Source organism: Bradyrhizobium sp. RD5-C2, assembly GCF_019972155.1.
Taxonomy (GTDB): Bacteria; Pseudomonadota; Alphaproteobacteria; order Rhizobiales; family Xanthobacteraceae; genus Bradyrhizobium.
On record NZ_BOVL01000012.1, the window covers coordinates 136,028 to 151,272 of the forward strand.

13 protein-coding genes are annotated in these 15,245 nt (G+C 63.9%); 4 read left to right on the top strand and 9 right to left on the bottom strand.

The window, feature by feature from the left end; genetic code table 11:
• Positions 1–11: 11 nt before the first annotated feature.
• Both BraRD5C2_RS14925 and BraRD5C2_RS14930 read right to left on the bottom strand, forming a co-directional pair.
• Entirely contained in the window at positions 12–3,149 is a 3,138-nt protein-coding gene (locus tag BraRD5C2_RS14925; protein WP_223969476.1) for an efflux RND transporter permease subunit, read from the bottom strand.
• Between the two features lie 57 nt (positions 3,150–3,206).
• Positions 3,207–4,313, bottom strand: a complete 1,107-nt coding sequence (locus BraRD5C2_RS14930) for an efflux RND transporter periplasmic adaptor subunit (RefSeq protein WP_223969477.1) — start codon at positions 4,311–4,313, stop codon at positions 3,207–3,209.
• A gap of 183 nt (positions 4,314–4,496) precedes the next feature.
• Between BraRD5C2_RS14930 and BraRD5C2_RS14935 the strand changes: the two genes are divergently transcribed.
• Complete coding sequence (locus BraRD5C2_RS14935) at positions 4,497–4,778, top strand: hypothetical protein (RefSeq protein ID WP_223969478.1); 282 nt, start codon at positions 4,497–4,499, stop codon at positions 4,776–4,778.
• Between the two features lie 148 nt (positions 4,779–4,926).
• Here BraRD5C2_RS14935 and BraRD5C2_RS14940 read toward each other — a convergent pair whose 3' ends face one another.
• The 3 genes from BraRD5C2_RS14940 to BraRD5C2_RS14950 form a co-directional block, all read right to left on the bottom strand.
• Entirely contained in the window at positions 4,927–6,249 is a 1,323-nt protein-coding gene (locus BraRD5C2_RS14940) for an MFS transporter (RefSeq protein WP_223969479.1), read from the bottom strand.
• A gap of 198 nt (positions 6,250–6,447) precedes the next feature.
• Positions 6,448–7,611: a winged helix-turn-helix domain-containing protein gene (locus BraRD5C2_RS14945; protein WP_223969480.1), complete on the bottom strand. Its 1,164-nt coding sequence runs from the start codon at positions 7,609–7,611 to the stop codon at positions 6,448–6,450.
• Between the two features lie 104 nt (positions 7,612–7,715).
• Entirely contained in the window at positions 7,716–7,958 is a 243-nt protein-coding gene (locus BraRD5C2_RS14950) for a hypothetical protein (RefSeq protein WP_223969481.1), read from the bottom strand.
• Positions 7,959–8,119: 161 nt separating this feature from the next.
• Between BraRD5C2_RS14950 and BraRD5C2_RS14955 the strand changes: the two genes are divergently transcribed.
• Positions 8,120–8,752: an OmpA family protein gene (locus tag BraRD5C2_RS14955; RefSeq protein WP_223969482.1), complete on the top strand. Its 633-nt coding sequence runs from the start codon at positions 8,120–8,122 to the stop codon at positions 8,750–8,752.
• Between the two features lie 62 nt (positions 8,753–8,814).
• Here BraRD5C2_RS14955 and BraRD5C2_RS14960 read toward each other — a convergent pair whose 3' ends face one another.
• The gene (locus BraRD5C2_RS14960) at positions 8,815–10,119 is read right to left on the bottom strand and encodes a phospholipid carrier-dependent glycosyltransferase (protein ID WP_223969483.1); all 1,305 of its coding nucleotides are present in this window, start codon (positions 10,117–10,119) and stop codon (positions 8,815–8,817) included.
• 237 nt (positions 10,120–10,356) lie between these two features.
• Between BraRD5C2_RS14960 and BraRD5C2_RS14965 the strand changes: the two genes are divergently transcribed.
• Positions 10,357–11,067, top strand: a complete 711-nt coding sequence (locus BraRD5C2_RS14965) for a FecR family protein (RefSeq protein WP_374707995.1) — start codon at positions 10,357–10,359, stop codon at positions 11,065–11,067.
• A 2-nt stretch (positions 11,068–11,069) separates the two neighbouring features.
• Complete coding sequence (locus BraRD5C2_RS14970) at positions 11,070–12,233, top strand: hypothetical protein (protein ID WP_223969485.1); 1,164 nt, start codon at positions 11,070–11,072, stop codon at positions 12,231–12,233.
• A gap of 65 nt (positions 12,234–12,298) precedes the next feature.
• Here the strand turns inward: BraRD5C2_RS14970 and BraRD5C2_RS14975 are convergent, their stop codons facing one another.
• The 3 genes from BraRD5C2_RS14975 to BraRD5C2_RS14985 form a co-directional block, all read right to left on the bottom strand.
• The gene (locus BraRD5C2_RS14975) at positions 12,299–12,628 is read right to left on the bottom strand and encodes a hypothetical protein (protein WP_223969486.1); all 330 of its coding nucleotides are present in this window, start codon (positions 12,626–12,628) and stop codon (positions 12,299–12,301) included.
• Positions 12,629–12,693: 65 nt separating this feature from the next.
• Positions 12,694–13,017 (bottom strand): ComEA family DNA-binding protein, encoded by a 324-nt coding sequence (locus BraRD5C2_RS14980; protein WP_223969487.1) that lies wholly within the window; start codon positions 13,015–13,017, stop codon positions 12,694–12,696.
• A 115-nt stretch (positions 13,018–13,132) separates the two neighbouring features.
• Positions 13,133–14,902, bottom strand: coding sequence for a glycosyltransferase family 39 protein (locus BraRD5C2_RS14985; RefSeq protein WP_223969488.1), 1,770 nt, complete (start codon positions 14,900–14,902; stop codon positions 13,133–13,135).
• Between the last annotated feature and the right edge of the window lie 343 nt (positions 14,903–15,245).

The window sequence follows — 15,245 nt, forward strand, 5'->3', positions numbered from 1 at the left end:
TCAATCTTCAATTATTCGGCCGCCTCAGCAAGTGGAAATGCGAGTTGTCCTTTTCCCGCATGCTGCGGCGCAGTATCGGTCTGCTCGGGGCCGCTCTCCTCGAGGGTCTTGCGGAACCAGAGGGCGTAAAGGCCCGGCAGATACAGCAAGGTCAGGAAAGTCGCAACAAACAAACCGCCCATGATGGTGATCGCCATCGGGCCCCAGAACGCCGAGCGCGACAGCGGGATCATGGCGAGGATCGCCGCAAGCGCGGTCAGCACCACCGGCCGGGCGCGCCGGACCGTGGCCTCGACGATCGCCTCGCGCCGGGTCAGGCCGGACACCACATCGCTCTCGATCTGGTCGACCAGGATCACCGCATTGCGCATGATCATGCCGGCGAGCGCGATCAGGCCGAGCAGCGCCACGAAGCCGAACGGCTGGTTGGCGACGTTCAACCCGAGCGAGGCGCCGACGATGCCGAGCGGCGCGGTCAGGAACACCAGGGTCAGGCGCGAGAAGCTCTGCAGCTGGATCATCAAGAGCGTCAGCATCACCATCACCATCACCGGGAAGAGGATGAAGATCGACGCATTGCCCTTGGCGGATTCCTCGAACGCCCCGCCCGGCTCGATCCGGTAGGCCGGCTCGAGATGGGCCTGGATGTCCTTCAGCTTCGGCGCGATCTGGTTGGTGACGTCGGGCGCCTGCACGCCGTCGACCACGTCGGAGCGCACGGTGATCGCCATGTCGCGGTTGCGCCGCCACAGGATCGGCTCCTCATGCGCATACTCGATCTTGGCGATCTGCTGCAGCGGCACCGCCACGCCGTTGCGCGTGGTGATGGTGAGATCGCCGACGCGGCCGAGATCGAACCGCTCGGACGGCACCGCACGGGCCACCACGCCGACCTTCTCGATGCCGTCGCGGATCGTGGTGACCGGCGCGCCCGAGATCAGCATCGCCAGCGCCTGCGAGACATCCTGCGGGGTCAGGCCGAGCGCGCGCGCCCGATCCTGGTCGACGGCGAGTTTCAGGTAAGGCGACTGCTCGTTCCAGTCGAGCTGGACGTCCTTGACGTTCTTGTTTTGGCGCATCACCTCGCGCACCTGGTAGGCGATGTCGCGCACCTTGTTGGCGTCGGGCCCGATCACGCGGAACTGGACCGGGAAGCCGACCGGCGGACCGAAATTGAAGCGGTCGACCCGCACCCGCGCCTCGTTCAGCGCGCCGTCGGAGGCGGCCTGCTCGATCTTCGCCTTGACGCGCTCGCGCGCCTCGACGTTCTTCGCGAGGATGACGATCTCGGCAAAGGCCTCGTTCGGCAGCTGCGGGTTGAGGCCGAGCCAGAAGCGCGGCGAGCCCTGACCGACATAGGCGGTGTAGGTCTGGATGTCCTGGTCGTCCTTCAACAGCCCTTCGGCCTGCTTCACCGCCTTCTCGGTGACATTGAAGGCGGTACCTTCCGGCAGACGGAGCTGCAGGAACAGCTCGGGCCGCTCCGACAGCGGGAAGAACTGCTGCTGGACGTGGCCGAAGCCCACGATCGCGGCAATGAACACGCCGACGGTCGCCACCACCACCTTGATGCGGTGATCGACGCACCACTGCACAACGCGGCGCAGGCCGCGATACATCCGCGTCTCGTAGATCGCATGCGGATCGTGGTTCTGGTGCACCTTGATGTTGGGCAGCAGCTTGACGCCGATATAGGGCGTGAAGATCACCGCGACGAACCAGGAGGCGACCAGCGCGATCGCCACGATCCAGAAGATGCCGCCGGCATATTCGCCGACCGCCGAATTGGCAAAGCCGATGGGGAGGAAGCCAGCGGCTGTGACCAGCGTCCCCGTGAGCATCGGAAACGCGGTAGATTCCCAGGCAAAGGACGCCGCCTTCATGCGATCCCAGCCCTGTTCCATTTTCACCACCATCATCTCGACCGCGATGATGGCGTCGTCGACCAGGAGGCCGAGCGCAATGATCAACGCGCCGAGCGTGATGCGGTGCAGGTCGAGCGACATCGCATTCATCACGATGAAGACGATGCCGAGCACCAGCGGCACCGAGAGCGCCACCACGATGCCGGTACGCCAGCCGAGCGCGACAAAGGAGACGAACAGCACGATCGCGAGCGCCTCGACGAAGGAGTGCACGAACTCACCGACGGCGTGCTCGACCACCTTGGGCTGGTCGGCGATCTGCTGGACATCAATCCCCTGCGGCACCGCCTTCAGGAACTCGGCGGTCGCCTGCTGGACCTCCTTGCCGAGCTCGAGGATGTTGGCGCCCTTGGCCGTGACGACGCCGATACCGAGCGCGGGCTTACCTTCCTGACGCACCCTGAAGCTCGGCGGATCGACATAGCCGTGGCTGACGGTTGCGATATCGCCGAGCCGGAACACGCGACCGTTGCTCTCGACCGGCGTCTCGGCAACCGCCTTGACGCCGTCAAGCGCGCCGGTGACGCGCAGCGGCACGCGCTGCGACGAGGTCTCGACGGTGCCGGCCGGCGTGACGTTGTTCTGCTTGGCGAGCGAATCGAACAGCGCCTGCGGCGTGATGCCGAGCGTCGCGAGCTTGGCATGCGAGAACTCGACGAAGATGCGCTCGTCCTGGGTGCCGTAAAGGTCGATCTTGGTGACCCCGGGCACCTTCAGCAGACGCTGGCGGAAGCCTTCCGCGACCTTCTTGAGCTGCGCGTAATCGGCACCGTCGCCGGTCATCATATAGAGGATCGAATCGACGTCGGAGAACTCGTCGTTGACGACGGGCCCGAGAATGCCGGAGGGCAGCTCGCCCTGCACGTCGACCAGCTTCTTGCGGATGAGATAGAAGAGATAGGGCACGTCCTTCGGCGAGGTCGAATCCTTGAAGGAGACCTGCATCGCGGTGAAGCCCGGCTTGGAATAGGTCTGCACCTTGTCGAAGAACGGCAGCTCCTGCAGTTTCTTCTCGATGGGATCTGCGACCTGCATCTGCATTTCCTGCGAGGTCGCGCCCGGCCACATCACCGAGACGTTCACCACCTTGACGGTGAAGAACGGATCCTCGGCGCGGCCGAGCTTCTGATAGGAGAAGAAGCCGGCGGCGCCGAGGATGATCATCAGGAACAGCACCAGCGTCGGATGGCTGACCGCCCAGGCCGAAAGGTTGAAGCGCTTCATCGAACTCTCCAAGTTCTAGACCAGGTCCCAGAACCGTTTCTGCTGATTTTGCGAGGGTTAGAACGACAGCGACGAGACGACCCGAACCTTCTGGCTCGGATCGAGTTTCTGCACGCCGAGGGCGACCACCTTGGCGCCATCGTCGACGCCGCCGGAGATGACGACGTTGTTGCTCTCATAGGCCTTCACCTTGACCGGCTTGAGCGCGACCTCGCCCTTGTCGTCGACGATGTAGAGCGAGGGATCGCCGCCCTGGCTGTACAGCGCCGACAGCGGCAGCTTCGCTACCCGCTCGGTCGCCTTGTCGGCCAGGGTCAGCGTTGCGGTCATGCCGAGCGAGACGGTCTCGTCGGCATCCGGCAGCGAGAATTTTGCGAGATAGGTGCGGGTGGCGGGATCGGCCTGCGGCGCGACCTCGCGCAGCTTCGCGGCATAGGTCTTCTTGGCATCCGACCACAGCGTCACCGTGGCAACGCCCGACCTGGCACGAGCAAGAAGCGTCTCGGGGATCGCGACGACAGCTTCCTTCTCGCCAAGTCGGGCGACACGGATCGAGGCCTGGCCCGCGGCAACCACCTGGCCGGGCTCGATCATGGTCGCTGTGACGACACCCCTCGTGTCGGCCACCAGCGTTGCATAAGAGAGGGAATTCTTGGTCAGCTCGACGGAGCGCTCGGCGCGGTTCAGCCGCGCCCGCGCCTCGTCGCCGGCGGCCTTGGCGGAATCGAGCGCCGCGTCGGTGGTCCAGCCCTTGACCTTCAGGTCCTTGGCGCGCTGCTCGGCGGCCGCGGCCTGCGCCAGCACGCCGGTGGCGGCGCGGAACTCCGCCTCCGCCTGCTCGGCCTGCAGCTTCAAATCGACCTCGTCGAGGGTGGCCAAGGGCTGGTCGACGTCGACTGTCTGTCCGACCTCGACCAGCCGCTTGGCCACCTTGCCGGCAACCCGAAAGCCCATATCGGCTTCGATACGGGGCTTGATGGTGCCGACAAAGCTGCGCTCAGGGGTTTCAGCCTCGTAATGGACGGTCGCCACCAGAACGGGGCGCCCCGGATCGGCGTTTTCGGCCGCCTTTTCATTGCAGCCGGTCAGCGCGAACACCGCGAAAGCCAGCGTTGCTCCGGTCAAGAGCCTGTAATAGCTCGACAAAACGGAACGAACGAACATTTGAAATCTCCATCAGGCTGACGACTGATGAATAGTATCGATTTATCACTGATGAATGTCAATATTCGTCAGTGATAACCAATTTGTGAGGACGGGCAGAAATCGGTCTCCTTCGCCCCGATACCTCGACTTTGGCTCCGGCCGTTTACGGTCACGGAAGCTGCGGCATGCGAGTTTGCCGCCATGTCATGGATTTTGGCCCTTGCCTTCATCGGCGTCTGGATCTGGTTCACCGGCAGAGCGCGCGAACGTGCGGCTGAGCGTGCCGCGACTGGAATGCTGCGTTCGCCGCTCTATTGGTCCGGCGCGGGGCTCATCGGCTTTCTGGTCGCGTTGACGCTCTCCGAGCACTACGCGCTGGCGCAGGGCGGCATCCTGATGTGGACGTGGCTTGCCGCGCTCGGCGTCACACTGGTTGCGATCTTCTTCGTGCGCCGTGCGCTGAAATGGCGATACCCGGTCTAGCCTGGTAGCCCGGATGGAGCGAAGCGCAATCCGGGATGTCACCGATGAGGCGCGATCCCCGGATTTCGCTGCGCGCCATCCGGGCTACGATCGTCGATGATCGGCGAAATCATAGAATGGGTGGAGCGCAGCCGTCACGACGCTCGCGCTACTTCGCGCTCGCGAACTCAGTCTTGGTTTCGTGGCTGCCGAGGAAGACCAGGAGGCCGGCCGCGAGCGGCAACAGCGACAGCACCAAGAGGCCGGTCGACGTGCTGCCGGTTGTCTCCTTCACCCAGCCGATCAGATAGGGCCCGCCGAAGCCGGCAAGGTTGCCGATCGAGTTGATCAGCGCGATCGCACCGGCGGCGGCGGTGCCTGACAGCCAAGCGGTCGGCAGCGTCCAGAACACCGCGAAGGTGCAGAACACGCCGATCGCGGCGACCGTCAGCACCACCATGGTCATGGTCGGATCGGTGATGTAGCTGGAGACGGCGAGCGCCAGCGCCGTGAGCAACAGCGGCGCGCCGACATGAAACACGCGCTCCCGGGTGGCGTCGGAACGGCGCGCCCACAGGATCATCGCGACGGTGCCGAACGCATAAGGGATCGCGGTGACGAAGCCGGTCTGCGCGTTGGTGAGACCGAACGCCTTGACGATCTGCGGCAGCCAGAACTGCATGCCGTAGAGCGAGGCGACGAAGCCGAAATAGATCGCGCTGAGAGCCAGCACCTTCGGCGAGGACAGCGCCTGGCCGAGCGTGAAGTGCTGCGCCGCCTGCTTGGCCGCGACTTCGGCATCGAGCTTCGCCTTCAGCCAGGCCCTCTGCTCGACCGAGAGCCAATCGGCCTTCTCCGGCCGGTCGGTGAGATAGAACCAGGTGACGATGCCGAGCAGCACCGAGGGGATGCCCTCGATGACGAACAGCCACTGCCAGCCCTTCAGCCCCATCACGCCGTCGAGCCCGAGCAACAGGCCGGAGATCGGGGCGCCGATCACGGTCGAAATCGGCACCGCGAGCGCGAAGGCGGCGAGGAAGCGTGCGCGATACTCGGCCGGGTACCAGTAAGTGAGATAGAGGATGATGCCGGGGAAGAAGCCGGCCTCGGCGACACCGAGGAAGAAGCGCAGCGCGTAGAAGCTGTGCTCGTCATACACCGCCGCCATCAAGGCCGAGAGGATGCCCCAGCTCACCATGATGCGGGCGATCCACTTGCTGGCGCCGAACCGCTCCAGCGCCAGATTGCTCGGCACCTCGAAGATGAAATAGCCGATGAAGAAGATGCCGGCGCCGAACGAGAACACCACCGGCGAGAACTTCAGTTCCGCATTCATTTGCAGCGCGGCGAACGAGAGATTGACGCGGTCGAGGTAGGAGAAGAAGTAGGCCAGGATCAGGAACGGGATCAGCCGCCAGGAGATCGCGCGGATCGTCGACGTCTCGATCTCGCTGCGGGCGCCGCGATCAGCAGCGGTTGCGGTCTGGCTCATCTATTTCCCCCAAAGCTATTGCTTGCCTTGAGGATTATTGGGTGGCCCGGCCTTGAGCAATGGCAAAAACTCATAGCACACAGGCCAGATGGGAACTTGGCCGTTTTCCACGGCGTCATTGCGAGCGCAGCGAAGCAATCCACTTCTCCGCTTGTGGCGCGATGGATTGCTTCGCTCCGCAATGACGGCGAGCCAGCCCTACTCCGCGAGTTGGAAGCGCTCGAAGCGGTCGAGCTCCTCCTCGATCCGGCGCTTCAGATCCTTGCGCGCCGCCTGCTTCTTGCCGTTGCCGACCCAGCTCCATTTCTGCATCAGCAGCTTCCTGTTCTGCCGGTCGGTCTTCAGGTCGAGGGCGGCAACGATGTCGTCGCCGACCAAGACCGGCAGCGCGAAATAGCCGAACAGGCGCTTCTCCTTCGGCACATAAGCCTCGAACCTGTGGCCGTAGCCGAAGAACAGCTCGGTGCGCTTGCGCTGGATGATCAGCGGATCGAACGGCGAGAGGATGTGAACCAAGGCGGGATCACCCTCGCCGGTCGCTTCCAGCACCTCGGGCCGCGCCCAATGCTCCTGCTTGCCGGCGCCATCGAGCGCGATCCGAACCAGCTCCTTGCGGCGGATCCTCGCCTCGATCAGGCTGCGCACCGCCTTCTTGCTCGGCGCGTCCAGATGGCAGATCGAATCCAGGCTGACGATGCCCTGCGAGCGCAGCGCGCGGTCGAGCAGATAGGCGATCCGCGCCGAGGCCGGTGCGGGCTTCGGCGGCTTGTCCCAGCCGAAATGCCTGCCCGTCAGCTCATAGGTCTTCAGCATGCCGGCGCGTTCGCTGATCGTGACTACGCCGCCATAGAAGGCGAGTTGCAGCGCGCGCTTGGAGGGTTTGCGGCTCTGCCAGAGATGCTCCTTCTCGGTCAGCACGTCGTCTTCGATGTCGCGGATGGTCAGCGGACCGGCCCGCAGCAGCCGCAGCACCTTGCGCGTGTCCGACGGCGTCACCGACGAGAACCATTTGTGGCCCTCGCGCTTGTGCGCCTTCATCGCCGGCAGGAAGATGTTGATGTCCTTGGACGGCACGTAGGACAGCGCGTGGGTCCAGTATTCGAACACGCTCTTGTCCTGGCTCTGCGCCTGCTTGAGGTCGGCGCGGCGATAGTCCGGGATCCGGGTGAACAGGATGTGGTGGTGGCAGCGCTCGATCACGTTGATGGTATCGATCTGCACATAGCCGAGATGGTCGACGGCAGCCGCGACGGCTGATGCCCCCTCCCCGAACGGTGCCGTTGTATCGAGCCGTTGCGCGCGCAGCCAGATATGGCGGGCGGCGGCATTGTTCAGGGATAAGGGTTCGGCGGCGCGGGGCATTGCCCGAGCAATGTAGTGAGATTCGCGCTGCTGTGGAGGGCCGCGCGAGGGAAATCAGCCCTGCATGATCATCGCCTCTGGACATTGAGGGCGCTTCGGACCGGCTACTGCGATCCAACGGCGCGCCGCAACCAGGGAACGTCCACCATCGCTGCGTCCAGCGCGGCGGTTTCCTCATGAAAGACCCGGGACGAATGACCGCCAACCGGAAACCAGCCGCGGCCATCTTCCACGTCCCGCCGATATTCCTCGAAGCCGATGGTCCCTTCCGGGCGAACGAAGATATCGACACAGCGCGAGGCGCCTTCGTCGTTGATCGAGCGGAGGACGCGATTGACGTGGGCCAAGGTGCTCTCCCCTCCGTCGCCGGCCCCTGCCCGCACGCGACAGGGCCCGGCATCTTCAACTGTGACTTAGATCACATTCCAGGCTTTGAACCGGTCCTAGGTTCCCAGCATCAAAGCGATAGCAGCCCGATTGGCTGGCCTGACATTTAAGGACGAAAACCATGACCCGCTCCTTTTCCCTGTCTCTTTTGACGATCGGCGCTGCGCTGTCGATGACGGCGGGCGTCGCACTGGCCGGCAGCGACACCGTTCCGGCCGCCCAGATCCTCAATGCGCTGAAGCCGAAGTCGGCCACCCGCGGCCTCTCCGCCGGCACGCAGGTCGACCCGGCCACCTCCGCCAAGGAGACGAGCTTCCTCAACACCGTTCGCAACCGGCAGACCCGCTCGCTGTCATTGGGCGAACGCCAGGAGATCGCCGACATCGCCGCCAACAAGCCGAAGATCGATCTGGAGATTCACTTCGACTACAACTCGGCTGAGATCGCCAAGGGCTCGACCCAGGCGGTACAGGAGCTCGGCAAGGCGCTGGCGGATGCCAGCATGAAGGGCTCGACCTTCGTCGTCGCCGGCCACACCGATGCGATCGGCAGCGAGGCCTACAACCAGGATCTCTCGGAGCGCCGCGCCGACACCATCAAGAACTATCTGGTCGAGCATTACGGCCTGAACGGCTCCGATCTCGTGACCGTCGGCTACGGCAAGACCCGGCCGAAGGATCCGAGCGCGCCGATGGACCCGACCAACCGTCGCGTGCAGGTCGTCAACATGGATACCAAGACGGCGTCGCAGTAATCTCCCCAACTTCCGATCCGCTTGCCACGCCCGGCAGGCGGATCGCTTGTTTTCAGAGAGATTCAAATCCAGCTCTGGAACAGCATCAGCCGATTGAAGGTCGCCATCGACGTCCCGATGGCGGCAACCGTGATCGGCAGCATCGCGATGAAGCCCGCGCATCCGACCGCCACGAAGGCCCACAACAGCCAGCGCGGCGCACCCCTGCGCGTCAAGGCGTAGACCAGCACGAGGCTCGCAGTGGTCGCGGCCGGCAGGTAGTAATAGTTGAAACCGAGCGTGCGCGGCAGCAGCGCCCAGGCGAGATACGGGCCGAGATAGAACGCAAGCACCAGAAACGCATCGCGGCTGCGGTTCACGATCCAGTCGCGCAGCGCGACGATCAGCGCGATCAACGCCGGCCACAGCACCAGCGGATTGCCGAGAAACACGATCGCGGCAAACCTGTCATCGCCGACCTTCTCGAACAGATACCAGACCGGGCGCACCAGGAACGGCCAGGACGGCCACGAGCTCATATAGGTGTGGCCCGCGATCGCGGTCGTGGTGTTGTCGGCAAAGATGCGGCGCTGTGCCTCGACGAGGTCGGTGAACGAGAAGCCGTACAGCGGCACGAAGCTCGCGAGATAGACGGCCGCCGGGATCAGCACGAAACAGCCGATGAAGTGCGGAAGACGGAAGTCCGGCCACAGGTCCGGCCGGTACCAGTCCTCGGCATTGGCGTCGGCGAAGCGCGTACGCCAGCCCTGCATCAGGCGGATCACCGCGACGATCGCGATGCAGGTTGCGAGCATGAACAACCCGCTCCATTTGCAGGCACAGGCAAGCCCTGCGAATACGCCCGTCAGCACGAAGGCAGACTGCGGCCGCTTCTGCCTGAAGCCGTGGATGAAGGCCGCGATCGCGAACAGACCGAACGCGAGCGCAAAAATATCCAGCATTGCGATCCGCGCCTGCACGAACAGCATCTGGTTGAAGAAGGCGAGCAGCACGGCCGCGATGGCGCGCTCCTGCGACGCGAAGAGCGCGAGCCCGCCAAGATAGACGGCGACCAGCGCGAGCGCACCGAACAGCGCCGCGGGATAGCGCCACCCAAGCGGCACGTCGCCGAACGCCTTGATCGACAGCGCGATGATCTCCTTGGCGAGCGGCGGATGCATCGGGTTGAGGATCGGGCCCTCGACCACCGGCAACAGCATCTGGCGCGCCGCCGGCACGTAATGCACTTCATCGAAATAGAGCTTGTCCGGTGTGGTGATCCCGAGCAGCAGCACGACATGGGCGACGACGAAGATGATGGTCGCGACGATCGCCGTGCGCGCGGCGGGACGCCGCAGAACAGAAGGAGATTTGGATGCGGTGATCAAAGGACGAGCACGCTGCGAGGGGAACCAGTGTGAGCGAAGTGTGAGCTACGACGGCCGCGAATGTGATCTATGTGACGAGTGTGATCAAATCTCACGTTGATGTCCGCAGCCGCGAGCATTTTCGAATCCATCGACCCTCACCATCCGGCGCAACTCAACACGGCTTGTGACAATTATACAATATCAGCTGCGTCCGCGATCCGGTACGATGAGAGGGTTAGGTCGATCGGTATTGCAATGAATTCGCGCCACAGCTTTTTTTCCGTACTTGCACTCGGTCTTGCGGTCGCATTGACGGCTCATCCCGTTCAGGCGCAGACGCGCGTCGGCGAAGCGGCCATGGTGAAGAACGAGGTCGTCCGCGTTGCGGCCGCGACCAGCCCGATCAATGTCGGCGACGCGCTGCTGCGCGACGAGACGGTGCGCACCGGCCTCGAGAGTGCCGCGCGGCTGGTGATGGCCGACAGCACCAACCTGTCGCTCGGACCGAACGCCTCGCTCAAGCTCGATCGCACCGTGTTCGACGACGAGCATCACTATCGCGATGTTGCGATCCGCCTGACCTCGGGAGCGTTCCGCTTCGTCACCGGCCACTCGAACAAGGCCGCCTATACGATCACGACGCCGCTTGCGACCATCGGCGTTCGCGGCACGGTGCTCGACATCCTGTCGCAGCGCGGCAAGACCACCGTGGTGTTGCAGGAAGGCGCATCGACGGTGTGTACGTCGAACCGGCAATGCATCGATCTGACCCAGCCCGGCGACACCGCGATCATCACCTCGAGCGGCGGCCGCACCACGATCCAGAAGACCAACAATCCGCCATGGACCTTCGCCGCGACCTGCACCCAGGCCGCGGGCCTCTGCACCGTCACCCAGTTCGCGGATGCCTCACCGGTGACGCCACCGGTCGAGGACGACCCGACCGGCATGCTGTGCGGACGGTGAGCATGCTACGGCGCATCCATCATTTGATCCTGTCGGCGGCGCTGACAACGGCGCTGTCGCTCGCGATGCTGCAGGCGTGGGCTGCGCCGGCTCAGGCGCAGTCTCCGACGCCGAACTGCACCTCGAATCCCGATTCGTTTTCAGCATCGCCGAACTGTACGTCGACCCCCACGCCGACACCGACACCGACTGCTACACCGTCGCCAACGCCGACACCCACGCCTGTCCCCACGCCGACACCAACGCCCAGTCCGTCGCCGACACCGATCACCGGCGCGCCGTCGAGCGGCAGTTCGATCAACAACCTCGCTGACCAGCGCTTCAACCAGATGATCACCAATCGCGTGCTCGGATCGGTGCTGCTCGGCGTCAACGAGCAGGTCAATTGCGACGACTGCATCAGCGCCTTCGGCTCCGCCGGCTCGTTCTCGGCCGGCATCCATGGCCGCAAGACCATCACGCCGAATTTGTCGCTGCTCGCCGGCATCGCCTACACGCAGTATGGCGAGGGCGGCTACAACGTCACCAGCGCGCCGATCGGCGCCTTGGCGCTGCGCTATGACTTCGTCGACTGGGGCTCGTCACGTCCGTTCTTCGACATCGGCACCATTCTCTCGCCGTCGGAGAAGGTGCGCTACACCCGCAGCTACGCGACCAGCCTCGGCCCGGTGTCGGTCACCGGTCAGACCTCGAGCGAGAACTACGGCGTGTATGGACGCGCGGGCTGGATCAGCCGGCTGTCGGCGCGCGACGAGGTCGCGGCTTCGGTCGAAGTCTGGCAGCTCTGGCAGCGGGTCAAGGGCTACAGCGATCCCGCAATTGCCTTCAATCCGTTCGACGCCACCATCGCCGACGGCACCGATCGCACCAGCCTGGTCAAGATCGGCGGCCAGTGGACGCATCTGTTCGGATCGAACATCGAAACCAACATCAATGGCGGCTGGGTGCAATCCTTCGCCACCCATTCCGGCATCGTCGCCACCGTCACCGGCGATGGCACCATCGTGCCGACGATCGGCAACCAGGGCTGGTTCGAATATGGCGGCCGCGTCGGCTTCCGCATCACCAAGGGCTGGATCGCCGATATCTTCCTCAACGGCACCGCCGGGCCTCAGCCGGTCGGCAACACGGTTCACGGCGGCGTGGGGCTGCGGATCAGTTACTAGGACGGGGCCGCTCGCCCGGACCCGCACCGTCGAGCGACCGGATCAGCGACGACGCTGATCTCCATTCAATCGTTGTCCCAATAGCCGTCCGAGTAGCCTTCCCGGTACCCGGATCGATAACCGTAATCATATCCGCCCGGATATTCGTCGCCGTATTCGTGCACGTGACGATGGTAGTGGACGACGGGGGGCGGCGAATAATAGTCCCTCTCGTAGACATAGGCTGGAGCCGCACCGGCAGCCATGGTGGAGCCCAACAGGGTGCCGATGGCCAGGCCGCCGACGATGCCAACGGCGACCGCATCTCCCCGCCGGCCACCTGCCGTGGCTTCTGTCGACCCAAGAGATCCCACAGCGATCACCGCCATGGTCGCAAAAACAGCTACTCGTTTCATTGAAGCATATCCTTGTTCGCGTTCAACAACCGCGCCCGCCCCTCGGCAGCGATCGACAGAGCCCTCTAGAACGTCACGAGCTCCTTGAGCTCGCTCCTGACGAATCGCGGCACAACCCGCCGGGCCACGAAATCATTCCAGTCCTTGAACTTCGACTTGGCTCTCGCCTCGGTAATCGCAGTGACGCCGCGCACGCTGAGGTGCGGAAGCTTCACCAGTTCGCTGACAGGAGCGGTATTGAGGTTGATCTTGTCGGCACGACTGATCGACGGCCGCGCTGCGGGGGCCTGGTGAGTTGAACCGGTCGTCGATGGAGATGTCTGTGCGACCGCGGTAGCGCCGATGATGCCGCAAACGCCAAGGCTGATGCAAACCAACCTGATAAGCATGGACCGCTATCCTTCGTGATATGACGCCCTTGACCCCGCCGCCGATAAAGCGGGGGCCGATTACCGCAAGATTACGCGCGCGATCGTCACGGCGGCGTTCCGGGGATGAGCTTGATCAGCGCAGCACGACGAGGAGCTTGGCGGCTTCATGATGCACCAGCATGTTGGCTCCTGGATCGTTCGTCTGCGGCGCATTTCCTGGCGGCTGATTTTCCGGCAGTGCGACATCCGGCTCCGCGCGGCGCGGCGGATCTGCTTGCGGAGAGACGTGGCCTCTGCCCTGACCGGCATCGTTGACAAGGCTTGGCGGTGCATCGTCCGGCTCACGACGCGGCGCCACTAGGAATGCAACGAGGTTTCGCTTGACGCCTGGAATTCCGAACAGGCTCGATTGAACGGAAAACTCGCGTTTGACATAGCGTCCGGCGTGAACCGCCATTCGCGCGGTCCATTCAAGACAATCGTCCTGGTCATCGAAACAGAGCGCCGCCCAGCCGCGCTCCGGTGTCACCTCGCGAGGCAATGCCAGTGAATATTGGTAGGCGTAAGGATCGCCGTAATGCGGGTGATCGGAGCTGTAGAAGGCCACCGCGACCCCGAGGCTGTCGTTGCCGCCGACGATCGACAGCGGCGTGCCCATCTGCTCGTGCCACAGCCGGGTGAGTTTGTCTGCCGCCTGGTGATAGACGTTTCGCCCTTCCTCATAGCCGTAGCTGTTGCGGTAGAGCGCATGGGCCGGAGCCGCCATCACGGCAGCGACGATCGCTATTCCGGCAACCAGCAGCGCTGCATTGACCGTATAGAACCGCTCGATCGGGTAACGCGTGCTGCACACGACGGGCACGGCGAACAGGAACAATCCTTGAAGCGCCCACAGCGACGGCAAGTCGGTGCCGAGCAATATGGACGTGATGAAAGGAAGAGCGATCGTGCCGATCGCGACGTGGCCGATGAGCTTCAGGTTGGGGTCCGCCGCCGCGAAATCCCGGGGAAGGCGCTTGATGCGATACCCTGTTATCATCGCCCACGTCACGGCGGCCACACTTGTCGCCGCGGCAAGGCCCAACAGGAAATTGACGGCATCCCGCAGCGACGAAGGGAATCCGGTCCCCACATGCGTCGCGGCATAGTGGACAGGCTCCGCGCCCGTGGTGGCCAACCAATGCAGATGCGGAGATAGCGCAATCAGCCCGACGGCAGTGGAGATCCAGGGCGAACTGGACGTGAAATAGGCTCGTCGATAGGGATGGATCATTGCCGCCAACGCGAAACTCGCGATCAGAAAGATCGAATAGTACTTGCCCAGCATTGCAAGCGATGCCGTGGCACCCGCAGCAATCGCCCAGGGCGGCGTCCTCGTTTCAAAGGCGCGCAGGAAGCAGTAGGTCGCAAGCGGCCAGACCGCGAGCAACACCGCGTTGGCGTTGAAGCGCTGTGCGTGAAACTGGTATGCCGGGGTCAGCATCAGCAGGAGCAGCACGACCAGGCGCTTGTGCCCGGTCACGAACCTTCTTGCGATCAGATCGACGAACCACAGGGCCGACGCCGCATTCGTCATCGCCATCAGTTGTAGCGACCAGTCGGTGAGCGGAAAGACAGAGGTCCACGCCCCGGTCGTCCACCCCATCAACGGCGGATGCTTGGGATAACCCCATGCGAAATGCCGGCCATACGTCCAGGTCTCCAGCACGTCCGGATGCAGGCCGGCGCCGTGATAGGCGACTGACAGATACACCGTCCAGATGCCGACGAAGCAAACCAGCAGCAATGGCACCGACCACCCTTCCTCTACTCCGTCCAGCCATCGATTGAACGGACGGCGCCAAGACGCCGGGCTGCGATCTGACCGCTTGGCCATCGCTGAGAACGCAAAATCGACCGGCATATCGTTCGGAAGCCTGGGGACGGAGATCGGAAAGCGCGATGCGAGCCGCGTTGTCCGCCATGCTTTTCACAGCGACCATTACGACAGCCTGACGTGACTCCGCCTCTGTCGACGTATTCCTGCACGCGCCGACGCGCCGTCATTCGCCGGTCATGTTGATCTACGTCGCTGGCCGGGAAATCGCTGAGAGGGATGCGCATGCGAAAGCTCATGCGCTGTCATGACGCTGATCGGCTCCGGAGCACTGATGTGTGCGGCGCCCTGATCGAGTCTTTCGGACCGGCCCTCATCAGGCGTCGATCCGATCACCGCTGCCGTTCGAGAATGCCTCTAGAGTCACATT